The organism is Halobaculum roseum (genome assembly GCF_019880245.1).
Classification (GTDB): domain Archaea; phylum Halobacteriota; class Halobacteria; order Halobacteriales; family Haloferacaceae; genus Halobaculum; species Halobaculum roseum.
The window spans coordinates 1,911,484-1,925,878 of record NZ_CP082286.1 but is presented as its reverse complement, the minus strand read 5'-3'; the positions used below and the strand labels follow the sequence as shown (position 1 = coordinate 1,925,878).

Genomic DNA, 14,395 nt, shown 5'->3' with positions numbered 1-14,395 from the left:
CGGACGATGGCGGGCCCCCGTCTCAGGGCTCGCTCGCCAGCCACTCGCGGATCTCGTCGGCCAGCGGGCCGGCGCGGTGGATGACACCGCGGTCGGGGTCGACGACGGTGCTCTCGCCGCCGGGCGTCTCACCGCCATCGAGGACCGCGGCGGCGCCGTCGCGGACTCGCGAGTCCAGGCCCTCGACCCGGCGGACGCTCCCGGCGCCCGAGCGGTTCGCGCTCGTCGCCGTGATCGGCCCGGCGGCGTCGGCGAGCGACCGCGCCGTCCCGTGATCCGGGACCCGGATCCCGACGCGGGGTTCGCCGTCGGTGAGTTCGCCCGGGAGCGCGTCGCCGCGGTCGACGACGACGGTCACCGGGCCGGGAAGGAACGCCCGGGCGAAGCGGGCGGCGCGGTCGCTCGCGGGCACCAGCGACAGCGCCGCCTCGACGCTCCCGAACGCGACCGACAACGGCTTGTCCCGCGGGCGGTCCTTCAGCTCGTACACGCGCTCGACGGCGGCCGGGTCGGTCGCGTCGGCGCCGAGGCCGTACACCGTCTCGGTGGGGTAGACGACCGCCTCTCCCGCGCGGATCGCCTCGGCTGCGCGGTCGATGTCGGCGTCGGACACGGCAGACGCGTCCGTCGAGTCGGTTGCGTCAGTCGAGTCACTCGGGTCGGTCGCGTCGGTCGGTTCGTTGTCCCGCTCGTGGTTCGATCCGTCGGCGTTCATGGGCGCTGCTTACAGGCGTTCGAGGTGCGTTTCGACCTCGTCGTAGTCGGGGAAGTCGGGCCACTCGGCGGCGACCCACGCGTACTCGACGACGTGGTCCTCGTCCAGGAGGAACACCGCGGGGCGGTGCTCGCGGATCCCCGCCATCCCGTCGAGGTCCTGGACGGCGCCGTACCGCTCGCCGACCTCGGCCGAGGGGTCCGAGAACAGCTCGTAGTCCATCCCGCGCTCGTCGATGAACGTCTTGTGTTCGTACGGGGTGGAGATGGAGACGCCGACCACGGTCACGTCGTCGGTGTCGCCGTGGCCCCACCCGCGATCGCGGATCTCGTTCCAGACGTACGTCGCGGGGAACGCGCCGTCCATCGGGAAGAACACGAGCGCGACCGGCCCGTCGAGGGCCGACAGCGCGGTGTCCGTCCAGTACTCGTCGCCGACGAGCGGCCGGGTGAAGTCGGGCGCCTCCTCGCCGGCGGCGACGTGGCCCGCCTCCGGAAGCTCGACGACCTCGAAGTCGACCATTCAGGCACCCCCCGGGGCGCCGTCGCCGTAGGTGTTGTCGAGGTACTCCACAATGTTGCCCGATTCGGACATCGTCACGCCGGTGTTCTCGTCGCGGATCGCGGGCACCGACCGCTTGCCGGTGAGCCGGGCGACCGCGTTTCGATCGGAGTGCATCGGCTCGACGAACCGCGACTCGTACTCCAGGCCGTACTGCTTGAGCGTGCGAACGATGCGCTCGCAGTAGGGACACGCCTGGAGCCGGTACAGCGTGATGTCGGACGTTGTCATGGCCGGGGCTACGATGCCGGATCTGGTAATCCCTTCGCCCGCGGAACTCGGCGCGTCCGTGCCGCGGCCGCCTCCCGCCGTCCGTTGGCTGCCGCGGCGGCGACGGCACCGGCGACGGCGGCGTGGGGAGAGCGGACGATGCCCCGGGGCGTCCGAGGACAACGCTTAATCCGGGGGGCAATCAAATCCCCGTATCACATGGGTTTGTCGCCGGTACACGCTCCAGTAGGTACACCCGCGCAGTTCGGCGGGCTCGCGAACGTCGTGCCGATCAACGACACCACGATCACCGTCGGCGGGGCCGTCGCGATCGTCGTGCTCATCATGCTCTCCGCGTTCTTCTCCTCCTCGGAGATCGCCATGTTCTCGCTGGCGGGCCACCGGGTCGAGCAGCTCGTCGAGGACGGTCGCCTCGGTGCCGAGACGGTCAAGGAGCTGAAGAACGACCCGCACCGGCTGCTGGTGACGATCCTCGTCGGGAACAACATCGTCAACATCGCGATGTCCTCCATCGCGACGGGGCTGTTCGCTATCTACATGAGTCAGGGGCAGGCCGTCATCGCGGCGACGTTCGGTATCACCGCGCTCGTGCTCCTGTTCGGCGAGTCGGCGCCCAAGAGCTACGCCGTCGAGAACACCGAGTCGTGGGCGCTTCGGGTCGCCCGCCCGCTGAAGCTCTCCGAGTACGTTCTCTTCCCGCTCATCGTCGTCTTCGACTACCTCACCCGCGTTATCAACAAGGTCACCGGCGGTCGCTCGGCCATCGAGACCTCCTACGTCACCCGCGACGAGATCCAGAACATGATCCAGACCGGGGAGCGCGAGGGGGTCATCGAGGAGGAGGAGCGGGAGATGCTCGACCGCATCTTCCGGTTCAACCAGACGATCGCCAAGGAGGTGATGACCCCCCGGCTCGACGTGAACGCGGTGCCGAAGGACGCCTCCATCGACGAGGCCATCGAGACGTGCGTGCAGGCCGACCACGAGCGCGTCCCCGTCTACGAGGGGAACCTCGACAACATCATCGGCGTCGTGAACATCCGCGATCTGGTCCGCGCGCGCTACTACGGCGAGGGCGAGACCGACCTCGCGGGGGTCGTCCAGCCGACGCTGCACGTCCCCGAGTCGAAGAACGCCGACGAGCTGCTCGAGGAGATGCAGGACACCCGGATGCAGATGGTCGTCGTCATCGACGAGTTCGGCACCACCGAGGGGATCCTCACCCTGGAGGACATGGTCGAGGAGATCGTCGGGGAGATCCTCGAGGGCGACGAGGAGGTCCCCTTCGAGTTCGTCGACGACAACACCGTCCTCGTGCGCGGCGAGGTCAACATCGACGAGGTGAACGAAGTCCTCGAGATCGACCTCCCCGAGGGTCAGGAGTTCGAGACGCTCGCCGGCTTCGTGTTCAACCGCGCCGGCCGCCTCGTCGAGGAGGGCGAGGAGATCGAGTACGAGGGCGTGAAGATCCGCATCGAGGAGGTCGACAACACGCGGATCATGCGCGCCCGCGTCACCGTCACCGAGGAGTACTACGCGGTCGACGACGAGGAGGGCGACGAGGCGGAAATCGAGAACTGACCGGAGGTGGCACACCGAATCGATCTGCGTCGCCTGAGAACCGCTGACTCTCGCTTGTAATGTCCTCCCGTCCGCTGCTGAGTAGCGACCGCAGCCCGACTTCGGAATCGGCGGGGCCGTTCGCTCCGCTGTGCCTCGGTCGTACTACTCACACCACTGCACCCACCGCGACGAACGCCCCGTACCCCAGCCCGAGCGCCAGCGCCAGCGACCCGATCCACGCGAGCACGGTGTAGGCCATCTTCCGCGTGCTCACCCCCGCACCCCCCGCAGCGTACCCCGATCCGATGATCGCGCTCACGATGATCTCGTTGAACGAGACGGGGATGCCGAACGCGACGGCGGTCTGGGCGATGGCGAAGCTGGGGATGAGCGCGGCGATGGAGCGGCGCGGCCCCAGCGAGGAGTAGTCCTGCGCGAGCGCCTTGATCATCCGCGGGGCGCCCGTCCACGAGCCGGCGAGCAGGCCGAGCCCCCCGCCGACGAGCACGGCGATGAGGGGGATCTGCACGTCCGCCCCCTCCCCTCCGAGGAGCGGAACGAGCGGGCCGATCGCGAGCCCGACCTGCGATCCGCCGGCGGAGAAGGCGACGAGTCCACCGAGCACGAGGAGGAAGCGACGCTGCCCGCGCGCCTCGTCGATCGTCATGTCGCGAAACAGCGCGAGCGCGACGATGACCGAGAACGCGACCGTGACGGCGACCCAGCCGAGGTCGACGCCCGCGATGCCGACGGCGGGGAGGGCTGCGGCGACGGCGCCCGCGAGCGACCGCTGCACGCCCGGCGGGCCGAGCACGGTGAAGCCGATGTTGGCGACGAGGGCGGCGACGAGGCCCGCGAGCGTCGGCACGGCGACGCGCTCGGGGACGCGCTCGGCCCGGAGGAGCCGCGCCGTGGCGTACGCGATGGAGCCGCCGACGAACGGGGTCGCGACCCACAGCGCCACGATCTCGCGGTACTTCCCCCACGCCGGGTCGCCCCCGAGCGCGAGGCCGACGCCGACGACCGCGCCGGTGACGGTGAACGCGGTGGCGATGGGGTAGCCGGCGAACACGCCGATCGCGACGAGCACGGCGGCGGTGATCAGCCCGACGATGGCCGCCGTGGCGGTGATCGACACCCCGACGACGAGGTCGTTCCCGACGGCCTCCGTGACGTTGGCGCCCTGCAGCACCGCGCCGAGGAAGCCGAGCACGCCGACGATCAGGCCGGCGCGCATCACCGAGATGGCGTTGGCGCCGACGGCGGGGGCGAAGGGCGTCGACCCGGACGATCCGGCGCCGATGGCCCACGCCATGAACAGCGACGCGAGCGCGGCGACCAGAAGCGTGGCGAGGGTGCCGGCTGCGACCATACCCGGGCGTCAGGCCCCGCGGGTAAGTCCTTGTTGGGTCCGGGGTCGATCCCGGCCGCGACATCGGAGCCACGGTCGGGCCCGACCGCGCCGTCGGCGGCGATCGCGCCCCTGGACGCCGGTCACCGTCGCCCCTGATCGTAGCCCTCGGCGGCGCTGACGACGATCCGGCGGATGAAGAGATACGCGCCGAACACCAGCGCGAGCAACACCACGAGGATGATCGTCAACCCGGGGTTCGCCGCGACGGCGTCGATCAGCGTGTCGACAACTGCCATGTCCGCCGATGCGGCGGTGCGGGCCATAGGGGTTTCGACAGTGGGATCGGTGCCGGGCGGGGATTACGCCTCGATCTCGGCGTTCGAGTCCGCGTCGCGCACGCGGCGGCAGTGGGCGGCGAAGTTGTCGAACAGCGTCTTCGCCTCGCAGGCGGCGTCGTACCGTTCGGGGGTGATCTCCGCGAGCACCTCGTCGACCCGCTCGTCGCCGATGCGGTCGCGCTTCCCCTCGGTGACGGTCTCGGCAGTCTCGACATCGTACTCGGGATGGAACTGCACGCCCCAGCAGCTCCCCTTCCGGAACGCGTGCACGCCGAACTCGTTTTCCGCGAGCAGCTCGGCGCCCGGCGGGAGCTCGACGACCGCGTCGCCGTGGGTGGTGAAGACGGTGAACTCCTCGTCGATGCCCGCGAACAGCTCGTCGTCGCCGCGGTGAGTGATCTCGTTGTACCCGATCTCGAAGTCGTCCATGCCGCCGACGCGACCCCCCAGCGCCTCCGCGAGTACCTGATGGCCGTAACAGACGCCCAGAACCGGCAGGTCGCGCTCGGCGGCCTCGGCGGTCCACTCGATCAGCGGCGGGATCCACTCCTCGTCCCAGTAGACCGACGAGCGCGAGCCGGTGACGACCACGCCGTCGAAGTCGAAGTGATCCGGGAGCTGCTGTGCGTTCGCGTCGAACTCCACGAGGTCGGCATCGAGCTCCCGTCGGAAGTTGCGGGCGGTGTTCGCGCCGTCGTGGGCCGCGTTGAGCAGCGCGAGCCGGAGACGTGTCATTGGCGGTTCTGGGTCGTTCTCGGGCAAAGGGTTTGCGCCACCGCCGAGTTCCGCCGGCGTCGCCGACGCCGCCGACGCCGCCGACACCGCCGACGCCGCGGTGGGGTCCCCCGAGCAGTGCGGCCCCTCGGCTCACGCCTCCGCGTCGAGAAAGCCGAGGACCCGGTCGTTCACCTCGCGGCTCGCCTCCATGGTAGCGAGGTGGCCCGCGCCGTCGACCTCGACGAACTCCCCGCGGGGCAGCCCCTCGGCCAGCTCCTCGCCCTTCGTCGGCGGGCACACCGCGTCCTCGCTCCCGTGGAGCACGAGCGCCTCGTTCGACACCTCGTACAGCCGGTCGGACAGGTCGAACCCGCGGACGGCGGCCCGCGCGCCCTCCCACGCGTCGCGGCCGGCGTCCTCCGCCGCCCGCCACTCGACGATCCGGGCGACCGCGTCGGGCACCGCGTCGAGGAACTCGTCGGTGACGGCCGCCCGCAGCGACGACTTCAGCGCCGCGGGGTCGGTCGGGTCGCCCCACAAGGGATCGGGGTTCATCCCGTCGCCGTAGGCGGGCGTCCCGACGAGCGCGAGCTTCCGAACGCGTCGGGAGTGAAACGCGGCGTGCAGCGCGACCATCCCGCCGAGGCCGACGCCGACGACGTGGGCCGCACGGACCCCCGCGTCCGCGAGCACGGCGTCCAGATCCGCGGCGAGTTGTCCGACGGTGTACGGTCCCGGCGGGGTCTCGGAGTCGCCGGTGCCGCGCGTCGCCGGCACCACGGCGCGGTACGGGCCGGCGATCGCGGCGTGTTGCCACCCCCACTGCCAGGGGCCGTAGCCGATCTCGCCGCAGAACGCGACGGCGTCCACGTCGCGGTCGTCGTCGCCCTCGCCGTCCACCTCGTAGTACAGATCCACGTCCCCGTTCGATGCGTACGGCACTGGGTGGACGTTCGCGATGCCGCGCCGTGAATCCCTCGGACGTGAGTTCTCCCTCCGTCGTCACCACGACCGGCTTCCCGCGGACGCGACGACCGGTTTACGCTACCGCGACGATCCCCGACTACCCGCCGCAGTACACGGGTAGTCCCGGCCGCGACGACGCCCGTCCGGGGCTCGGGTGGGACTTTCGCGGTCGTCGCGGTCGTCGCCACGGGATCACCGCGGGAGTCGCAGTCGTCGCCACGGGAATCGCGGTCGTGCTACCCCCAACGGTCCCGTCCCGCCTCGCCCCGGATCGACGATCGGACCGCGCGATATTTCCGCCGTCGCGCGGACGCTCAGGTATGATCGACTTCCGTTCGGACACGGTGACCCGCCCCGGCGACGAGATGCGCGAGGCCGCCCGCGACGCAGCCGTCGGCGACGACGTGTACGCGGACGACCCGACGGTCAACGAGTTGGAGGCGCGCGCGGCCGACCTCGCCGGCTTCGAGGCCGCCCTGTACGTCCCCTCGGGGACGATGGGCAACCAGATCGCCGTCCACACGCACACCGACCGCGGGCAGGAACTGCTGTGCGACGAGCAGGCCCACGTGTACAAGTGGGAGCTGGGCGGCATCCCGCAGCTCTCGGGGGTCCAGCCGCGCATCCTCGACTGCGGCGACCGCTGCGTCCCGACGCCGGAACAGGTTCGCGAGGGGTACGTCGCCGAGGACCTCCACCGCCCCGGCACGGGGCTGCTGTGCCTCGAAAACACGCACAACTCCCGCGGCGGCGTCGCCGTCCCGAAGGCGCACGTCGACGAGGCGGCCGCGGCCGCCCACGACCTCGGCGTGCCGGTCCACCTCGACGGCGCGCGGTTCCTGAACGCCTGCGTCGCGCTCGACACCGAGCCCGCGGCGATGACCGAGCACGTCGACTCGGTGATGTTCTGTCTCTCGAAGGGGCTGGGCGCCCCGGTCGGGTCGGTGCTCGCCGGCGACGCCGAGTTCATCCGGCGCGCCCGCCGGACCCGGAAGCTGTTCGGGGGCGCGATGCGGCAGGCCGGGATGATCGCCGCGCCGGGCCTGCTCGCGCTGGAGAACGTCGACCGGCTCGCCGAGGACCACGCCAACGCCGCCCGCCTCGCCGAGGGGCTGAACGGGATCGACGGCCTGTCGGCGCCGGAGCCGGACACGAACATCGTGATGGTCGACAGCGAGGCCGCCGGCCTGACCGGCGAGGAGCTGTCGACCGCCTGCAAGGACGCCGGCGTCTCCTTCAGCGCCTTCGGCGAGTACACCTGCCGGCTGTGTACACATCTCGACGTCGACGGCGACGACGTGGAAGAGGCGCTCGACCGCATCGAGTCGGTCGTCGCCGAGGCCTGAGTCGGCTCCCGGAACCGGCGACCCGATTTATGCCGTTCGGGCGCGTAGTGATCCGGTATGACCGACTCCGCGTCCGCGATCGACCGCGGCGGCCCGATCTCGGGGCTCGACGACCGACTCGACGGGCTCGTCGGCCTCGCCGCGCTGGTCCTCGCGGTCAACGTCGTCGGCGCGGTCCCGGCCGTCCTGGGCGGCCCCGACTCCGCGTGGTTCGCGGCGCTGACGAAGCCCGAGATCTACCCGCCGGGGTGGCTGTTCGGCGTCGTCTGGACGGCGCTGTTCACGCTGTCGGGCGTCGCGCTGTGGCTGCTCGTGCGCGCGGAGCCGTCGGGCGCGCGCCGCCTCGCGTTCGGGGCGTTCGTCCTCCAGTTCGGCTTCAACGTCGCGTGGACGCCGACCTTCTTCGCGCTGCAGGAGATCGCGGCGGCGCTGGCGATCGTCGTCGCGCTCGCGGTCCTGCTCGCGGGCACGATCGCCGCGTTCGCCCGCGTCGACCGCCGGGCGGCGGCGCTGCTCGTCCCGTACCTCGCGTGGGTCTGTTTCGCCGCGGTGCTGAACTACCGATTCCTCGTACTGAACTGAGGCGGCGGACGGACCGTCCGTGACCGCCCCGCGCCCGTCCGGGGCCTCGTTCACTCGACCTCGTCGAACTCGAAGCGCGCGCCGCCGTCCTCGCCGGCAGTGGCGGTCACGGACCAGCCGTGCGCCTCGGCGATGCGGCGGACGATCGCGAGCCCGAAGCCGGTGCCGTCCTCGACCGTGGAGATGCCCACCTCGAACACCTCCTCGCGACGGTCCGCCGGGATCCCCGGCCCGTCGTCGGCGACCGCGAAGCCCGTCGGCGTCGCCTCCACGCGGACGGTCGGCGCGCTCCCGCCGTGCTCGATGCTGTTGCGGAAGAGGTTCTCGAACAGCTCGCGCAGGCGGTCCTCGTCGGCCTCCACGACGAGCCCGTCCTCGACCTCGAGCGTCGCGTCGCCGGTGTCGACGCTCCCCCACGCCGCCCGGGCGGCGACGGCCACGTCGACCGGCTCCGTGTCGCCGACGACGCGCCCCTCGCGCGCGAGGCGAAGCAGGTCGTCGACCAACGCGCGCATGCGCTCGACGGCGTCGGAGACGGTTGCGAGATGCTCCACGTCGCCCGTCTCGCGGGCGAGTTCGAGGTACCCCTCCGCGACCGACAGCGGGTTGCGGAGGTCGTGTGAGACGACGCTCGCGAACTCGTCGAGCCGCTCGTTCTGCCGACGGAGCGCCCGCTCGCGCTCCTTTCGCTCGGAGATGTCCGAGTAGATGGCGTAGCCGCCGACGTTCTCGGCGTCGAGTTCGAGCGGAACGACGTACAGCAGGAAGTCGCGCATGCCGTCGGCCGTCATGCGACGGACCTCGTCGCGGATGCTCTCGCCGTTCGCGAGGCGCTCGTTGAACGTTCCGGCCTCGGATTCGGCTTCCTCGGGGACGATGTGGTCGTCGATCGGTTCGCCGACGATCTCCTCGCCGAACCCGAACGTGTCCTCGAAGGCGCTGTTGACCGCCTTGACGATCGGCTCGCCGTCGACCAGCTCGAACGACAACGCCGCGTCGGGGACGTTCTCGAACAGCGCCGACAGCCGGTCGCGCTCGGCGCGCAGGTCCGCCTGCGTTCGGGTCCGAGCGAGCGAGACGGCGACGTGCGCCATCAGCAGCTCCGCGTGGCTCAGGTCGTCGCGGTCGAACGCGCTCGGCTCGGTGGCGACCGCCTGGAACACCCCGAGATCGCCGACGGGGATCGAGATCGCCGATCGGTACTCCCGCCTGACCGGCTCGGCGTCGCCGTGGTCGTCCACGTCGTGGATGAGAACGGACTCGCCGGATCGATACGTCTTCCCGGCGACGCCCTCGTCGAGGTCCATCGGACGCGCACCGTCCGGCCGGGTCCCGTCGGCGCCCACCGGCACGAGCGTGTCCCCCCGACGCAGCGACAGCGTCGACTTGTCGAACGAGAGGACGTCGCTCGCGGCCTCGATCGCCCGCCGGATCAGGGCGTCCTCGGACTCGGCCGCGGACAGTTCGGTCGCGGCGACGTGGAGCCGCTCGGTCGTCTCCCGTGCGTCCCGCAGCGCCGCCTCCGAACGGATCCGCTCGCGGGTCACCGTCGCGTACGAGACGAGCAGTTCCGCGAACTCCAGATCGCGCTCGTCGAAGGACCCCGTCTCGTCGGTGACCGCCTGAAAGACCGCGCCGTCTGCGAACGGGACGGAGATGACCGATCGGGGCTCCCCGTCGCGTGAGGTCGCGATCTCGTGTTCGACGGTGTCGTCGACGACGAGCGACTCGCCCTCGGCGTAGCTGTGCTCCAGCGCGCCGAACCCGCGGTCGAACGTCGCCGGCAGCGACGGGTCCGTCGTCGCACGCATTCGGAACCCGTCGTCCTCGACGACGTACACGCACGAGTGGTCGAACTGAAGCACGCGCCGTGCGATCTCGACGGTCAGATCGTACAGCTCCTCCTCCGTTTCCGCGTCGACGATCCGGGGGGCCGCCTCGTGCAGCTCCGTCATCACCCGCTCGCGGCGCGTCAGGTCCGCCTGTGTCCGCAGGCGCTCGTACGCCTGCCCGACGTGCGTCGCCAGCAGCTCCGCCAGCTCGCGGTCGGTCTCGTCGAAGGCGTACGGCGTCCTCGAGATCGTTTGGAAGACGGCGTCGCCCCCGAACGGCACGGAGATACCCGATCCCTGCGTTTCGTCGCCGGCCGTCTCGTGGGCGGCGACGTCGTCCACGTGGATGGTCTCCCCCCGACTGACCGCCCGCCCGCTGATCGACTCGGCGACCGGGACGCGCTCGCGGAGCCAGTCGACGTTCGCCGACCGGGCCCGCGCCACCATGGTGTCACCCTCCCGCACGACGACCGAGCAGTGGTCGAACGACAGCACGCGCTCGGCCACCTCGACGGTCCGCTCGAACAGGTCCTGGACGTCCTCGGCGGCGGCGATGTCGGCGGTTCCGGCGTGCAGCTCCGTCATCCGTCGCCGCGCCGCACGCAGCTGCCTGCGCGTCTCGCCGGCGCGTGCGCGGTCGATCTCCGTGAGGAGGCGGTCGATGTCGGCGGCGCGTTCGACGTAGCCGTCGACGTGGGTCGACTCCGCGTCCGGTTCCCGCCCCGCGTACACGACGACGGCCGCGGCCGTCGTCGACAACGTGTCCCGAACCCCCTCCGACAGCGACGGATCGCCGACGAACACGATCGCCGTCGGACACCGACCCCCGCGGAGTCGCTCCGCGAGCGCGTCCGTCTCGACGATTTCGACCTCGCCGTCGACGGCGTCCGCGAGCGTGTCGACGAACCCGTCCGGAACCGTCTCGTCGGCCGCCGTCACGACGAGGACGGCGATCGACGGCTCCGCGACGGATCCCGGCATAGTTACCCGATGTTGTCGGTTCGTCATTTAACAGTAACGGGGACCCGAGCGCCGGCGAGCGCGGCCCGGAACCCTTTTGCGCGGCGACGGGGCACAACCTGGTAATGAGCGACCTTACCGCGGAGTACCGCCTCGACTACTTCGAGGAGGAGGGGTTCTCCCGACGGGAGTGTTCCTCCTGCGGGGACCACTTCTGGACCCGCGACGACGAGCGGGAGCTGTGCGGCGAGCCGCCCTGCGAGGACTACTCCTTCATCGGCGACCCCGGCTTCGACGAGGCGTACACCCTCGAGGAGATGCGGGAGGCGTTCCTCTCGTACTTCGAGGCCCACGACCACGAGCGGATCGAGCCGTACCCGGTCGCGGCGAACCGCTGGCGCGACGACGTGCTGCTCACGCAGGCGTCCATCTACGACTTCCAGCCGCTGGTCACCTCCGGACAGACGCCGCCGCCGGCGAACCCGCTGACCGTCAGCCAGCCGTGCATCCGGATGCAGGACATCGACAACGTGGGCAAGACCGGCCGCCACACGATGGCCTTCGAGATGATGGCCCACCACGCGTTCAACGCGAAGGAGGAGGTCGGCGACAAGTACGCCTACTCCGGGGAGGTCTACTGGAAGGACGAGACCGTCCGCCTGTGTGACGGCCTGTTCGAGGAGATGGGCGCGGACCTGGAGGAGATCACCTACATCGAGGACCCGTGGGTCGGCGGCGGCAACGCCGGCCCCGCCATCGAGGTCATCTACAAGGGTGCGGAGCTGGCGACGCTCGTCTTCATGTCGCTGGAGCAGGACCCCGAGGGCGAGTACGAGCTGAAGGACGGCAACACGTACTCCGAGATGGACACGTACATCGTGGACACCGGGTACGGGCTGGAGCGGTGGACCTGGATGAGCCAGGGCACCCCGACGGTCTACGAGGCCATCTACCCCGACGCCATCGAGTTCCTGAAGGACAACGCCGGGATCGACCTGAGCGACGAGGAGGAGGAGCTGGTTCGCCGCGCCTCCACGCTGGCGGGCCACCTCGACATCGACGAGGCCGAGGACGTCGAGGCCGCCCGCGACAACATCGCCGACAAGCTCGGCGTCGACACCGACGAGCTGACCGACCTGCTGGAGCCGCTGGAGAACATCTACGCCATCGCCGACCACTGCCGGACGCTCGCGTACATGTTCGGCGACGAGATCGTCCCCTCGAACGTCGGGACGGGCTACCTCGCGCGGATGGTCCTGCGCCGGACGAAGCGCCTCGTCGACGAGGTCGGCGTCGACGCGCCCCTCGACGAGCTGGTCGACATGCAGGCCGACCGCCTCGGCTACGAGAACCGCGACACGATCCGCGACATGGTGCGCACCGAGGTCGAGAAGTACCGCGAGACGCTCGAACGCGGCGGCCGCAAGGTGGAGGCGCTGGCCGACGAGTACGCCGGCACCGGCGAGCCAATTCCGGTCGAGGAGCTGATCGAGCTGTACGACTCCCACGGGATCCAGCCGGACATGGTCGAGGACATCGCCGCCGAGCGCGGCGCGACCGTCGAGGTGCCGGACGACTTCTACGGGCTCGTCGCCTCCCGCCACGACTCCGCGCAGGCGTTCGACCGCGAGGACGACGCCGACGAGCGCCTCGCCGACCTGCCGGAGACCGAACGGCTCTACTACGACGACCAGGAGCGCACGGAGTTCGAGGCGGTCGTCCTCGACGTGTTCGAGCGCGAGGACGGCTACGACGTGGTGCTCGACCAGACGATGTTCTACCCCGAGGGCGGCGGCCAGCCCGCCGACCGCGGGACGCTCTCGACCGACGACGCCACCGTCGAGGTCGAGGACGTACAGATCCGCGGCGACGTGGTGCTTCACCGTACCGACGAGGACCCCGGAAAGGGCGAGTTCGTCACCGGCCAGGTCGACGGCGAGCGTCGCCGGCGGCTGATGCGCCACCACACCGCGACCCACATCGTCGGCTACGCCGCCCGGCAGGTGCTCGGCGAGCACGTCCGGCAGGCGGGCGCCCAGAAGGGGCTCCAGTCCTCGCGGCTCGACGTGACCCACTACGACCGCGTGACGCGCGAGCAGGTGAAGGCGATCGAGGAGGTCGCCAACGACCTGGTGCGCCGGAACGTCCCCGTCAAGCAGGAGTGGCCCGACCGCCACGAGGCGGAGTCCGAGCACGGCTTCGACCTGTATCAGGGCGGCATCCCGCCGGGCGAGCAGATCCGGCTCATCCGCGTCGGCGACGACGTGCAGGCCTGCGGCGGGACCCACGTCGCCCGGACGGGCGACATCGGCGCGATCAAGCTGCTGAAGACCGAGCCCGTGCAGGACGGCGTCGAGCGCCTCGTGTTCGCCGCCGGCGAGGCCGCCCTCGACGCGACCCACCGCACCGAGGACGCGCTGTACGACGCCGCCGACGTGCTCTCGGTCGACCCCCAGGAGGTACCCGAGACGGCCGAGCGCTTCTTCACCGAGTGGAAGCAGCGCGGCAAGACCATCGACCGTCTGAAGGAGGAGCTGGCGGAGCTTCGCGCCGCCGCGGGCGGCGAGGAGGTCGAGGTCGGCGACGCCGTCGCGGTCGTCCAGCGGATGGACGCCGACACCGACGAGCTTCGCGTCACCGCCAACGCCCACGTCGAGGACGGCCGGATCGCCGTGCTCGGCTCGGGTGCGGGTGGCGCCGCGACGTTCGTCGTCGGCGTCCCCGACGGCGTCGGCGTCAACGCCGGCGAGGTCGTCGGCGAGCTCGCCGGCCGCGTCGGCGGCGGCGGGGGCGGCCCGCCGGACTTCGCGCAGGGCGGCGGTCCCGACGTGGACGCGCTCGACGACGCGCTCGACTCGGCCGCGGAGATCCTCCGGCAGAAGCTGGAGGCGTGACCCCTCGTCCCCGATGTCGCTGATCGACTCGCTCCCGTACCCGATGGGCGCCGCGCAGGTCCGCGGGCTGACGGAGTCCGACCGGATCGTCGAGGCCCACCACGAGGTGATCGCGCAACGCTCCGGGACCGAGGTGGTGCCGGCGATGCTGATCACGACCGAGGCGAAGTCGGTCGCCGTCGTCGAGGACCGCGAGCGCGAGCGGTACCGCGTGCTGGCCTCGGGCGACCGCGACGACCGAGAGGACGTGTACGCCGAGCTTCGCGAGTGGGCGACCGAGCAGGGGTACGGCGGGCCGTAGCGCTCCGGCTCCCCGGCGACCCCGGCCCCGCGACC

13 protein-coding genes are annotated in these 14,395 nt (G+C 71.1%); 5 read left to right on the top strand and 8 right to left on the bottom strand.

The window, feature by feature from the left end:
• Positions 1-22: 22 nt before the first annotated feature.
• The 3 genes from K6T36_RS09705 to K6T36_RS09695 all read right to left on the bottom strand — a co-directional run bounded on the left by K6T36_RS09705 (position 23) and on the right by K6T36_RS09695 (position 1,507).
• Positions 23-613: an L-threonylcarbamoyladenylate synthase gene (locus K6T36_RS09705; RefSeq protein ID WP_225935226.1), complete on the bottom strand. Its 591-nt coding sequence runs from the start codon at positions 611-613 to the stop codon at positions 23-25.
• A gap of 111 nt (positions 614-724) precedes the next feature.
• Positions 725-1,237 (bottom strand): redoxin domain-containing protein, encoded by a 513-nt coding sequence (locus K6T36_RS09700; RefSeq protein WP_222921103.1) that lies wholly within the window; start codon positions 1,235-1,237, stop codon positions 725-727.
• The gene (locus K6T36_RS09695) at positions 1,238-1,507 is read right to left on the bottom strand and encodes a glutaredoxin family protein (protein WP_222921102.1); all 270 of its coding nucleotides are present in this window, start codon (positions 1,505-1,507) and stop codon (positions 1,238-1,240) included. It abuts the gene before it with no gap.
• A gap of 198 nt (positions 1,508-1,705) precedes the next feature.
• Here K6T36_RS09695 and K6T36_RS09690 point away from each other — a divergent pair, with 198 nt between their 5' ends.
• Positions 1,706-3,088, top strand: coding sequence for a hemolysin family protein (locus K6T36_RS09690; RefSeq protein WP_222921101.1), 1,383 nt, complete (start codon positions 1,706-1,708; stop codon positions 3,086-3,088).
• Between the two features lie 148 nt (positions 3,089-3,236).
• Here the strand turns inward: K6T36_RS09690 and K6T36_RS09685 are convergent, their stop codons facing one another.
• The 4 genes from K6T36_RS09685 to K6T36_RS09670 form a co-directional block, all read right to left on the bottom strand.
• Positions 3,237-4,442, bottom strand: a complete 1,206-nt coding sequence (locus tag K6T36_RS09685; protein WP_222921100.1) for an inorganic phosphate transporter — start codon at positions 4,440-4,442, stop codon at positions 3,237-3,239.
• Positions 4,443-4,564: 122 nt separating this feature from the next.
• Positions 4,565-4,720 (bottom strand): DUF7859 family protein, encoded by a 156-nt coding sequence (locus K6T36_RS09680; RefSeq protein ID WP_222606448.1) that lies wholly within the window; start codon positions 4,718-4,720, stop codon positions 4,565-4,567.
• Between the two features lie 63 nt (positions 4,721-4,783).
• Complete coding sequence (locus tag K6T36_RS09675) at positions 4,784-5,497, bottom strand: type 1 glutamine amidotransferase (RefSeq protein WP_222921099.1); 714 nt, start codon at positions 5,495-5,497, stop codon at positions 4,784-4,786.
• 132 nt (positions 5,498-5,629) lie between these two features.
• Positions 5,630-6,421 (bottom strand): alpha/beta fold hydrolase, encoded by a 792-nt coding sequence (locus K6T36_RS09670; RefSeq protein ID WP_222921098.1) that lies wholly within the window; start codon positions 6,419-6,421, stop codon positions 5,630-5,632.
• A gap of 344 nt (positions 6,422-6,765) precedes the next feature.
• Between K6T36_RS09670 and K6T36_RS09665 the strand changes: the two genes are divergently transcribed.
• Positions 6,766-7,791 carry a threonine aldolase family protein gene (locus K6T36_RS09665; protein ID WP_222921097.1) on the top strand — a complete coding sequence of 342 codons (1,026 nt, stop codon included), beginning with the start codon at positions 6,766-6,768 and terminating at the stop codon, positions 7,789-7,791.
• A gap of 57 nt (positions 7,792-7,848) precedes the next feature.
• Positions 7,849-8,373, top strand: a complete 525-nt coding sequence (locus tag K6T36_RS09660) for a TspO/MBR family protein (RefSeq protein WP_222921096.1) — start codon at positions 7,849-7,851, stop codon at positions 8,371-8,373.
• Positions 8,374-8,423: 50 nt separating this feature from the next.
• On the opposite strand, the gene K6T36_RS09655 is transcribed toward K6T36_RS09660, so the two are convergent.
• Positions 8,424-11,186, bottom strand: a complete 2,763-nt coding sequence (locus tag K6T36_RS09655; protein WP_222921095.1) for a sensor histidine kinase — start codon at positions 11,184-11,186, stop codon at positions 8,424-8,426.
• Between the two features lie 104 nt (positions 11,187-11,290).
• Here K6T36_RS09655 and alaS point away from each other — a divergent pair, with 104 nt between their 5' ends.
• Complete coding sequence (alaS, locus tag K6T36_RS09650) at positions 11,291-14,059, top strand: alanine--tRNA ligase (protein ID WP_222921094.1); 2,769 nt, start codon at positions 11,291-11,293, stop codon at positions 14,057-14,059.
• Positions 14,060-14,072: 13 nt separating this feature from the next.
• Positions 14,073-14,360, top strand: a complete 288-nt coding sequence (locus tag K6T36_RS09645) for a DUF7964 domain-containing protein (RefSeq protein WP_222921093.1) — start codon at positions 14,073-14,075, stop codon at positions 14,358-14,360.
• The last annotated feature ends 35 nt before the right edge of the window (positions 14,361-14,395 follow it).

What these genes read in the sequence shown, in the direction of transcription:
- K6T36_RS09655 (WP_222921095.1), bottom strand. Translation starts at nt 11,186, where the DNA reads ATGCCGGGATCCGTCGCGGAGCCGTCGATCGCCGTCCTCGTCGTGACG.
- K6T36_RS09645 (WP_222921093.1), top strand. Translation starts at nt 14,073, where the DNA reads ATGTCGCTGATCGACTCGCTCCCGTACCCGATGGGCGCCGCGCAGGTC.
- K6T36_RS09680 (WP_222606448.1), bottom strand. Translation starts at nt 4,720, where the DNA reads ATGGCAGTTGTCGACACGCTGATCGACGCCGTCGCGGCGAACCCCGGG.
- K6T36_RS09660 (WP_222921096.1), top strand. Translation starts at nt 7,849, where the DNA reads ATGACCGACTCCGCGTCCGCGATCGACCGCGGCGGCCCGATCTCGGGG.
- K6T36_RS09690 (WP_222921101.1), top strand. Translation starts at nt 1,706, where the DNA reads ATGGGTTTGTCGCCGGTACACGCTCCAGTAGGTACACCCGCGCAGTTC.
- K6T36_RS09665 (WP_222921097.1), top strand. Translation starts at nt 6,766, where the DNA reads ATGATCGACTTCCGTTCGGACACGGTGACCCGCCCCGGCGACGAGATG.
- K6T36_RS09675 (WP_222921099.1), bottom strand. Translation starts at nt 5,497, where the DNA reads ATGACACGTCTCCGGCTCGCGCTGCTCAACGCGGCCCACGACGGCGCG.
- K6T36_RS09700 (WP_222921103.1), bottom strand. Translation starts at nt 1,237, where the DNA reads ATGGTCGACTTCGAGGTCGTCGAGCTTCCGGAGGCGGGCCACGTCGCC.
- K6T36_RS09685 (WP_222921100.1), bottom strand. Translation starts at nt 4,442, where the DNA reads ATGGTCGCAGCCGGCACCCTCGCCACGCTTCTGGTCGCCGCGCTCGCG.
- alaS (WP_222921094.1), top strand. Translation starts at nt 11,291, where the DNA reads ATGAGCGACCTTACCGCGGAGTACCGCCTCGACTACTTCGAGGAGGAG.
- K6T36_RS09695 (WP_222921102.1), bottom strand. Translation starts at nt 1,507, where the DNA reads ATGACAACGTCCGACATCACGCTGTACCGGCTCCAGGCGTGTCCCTAC.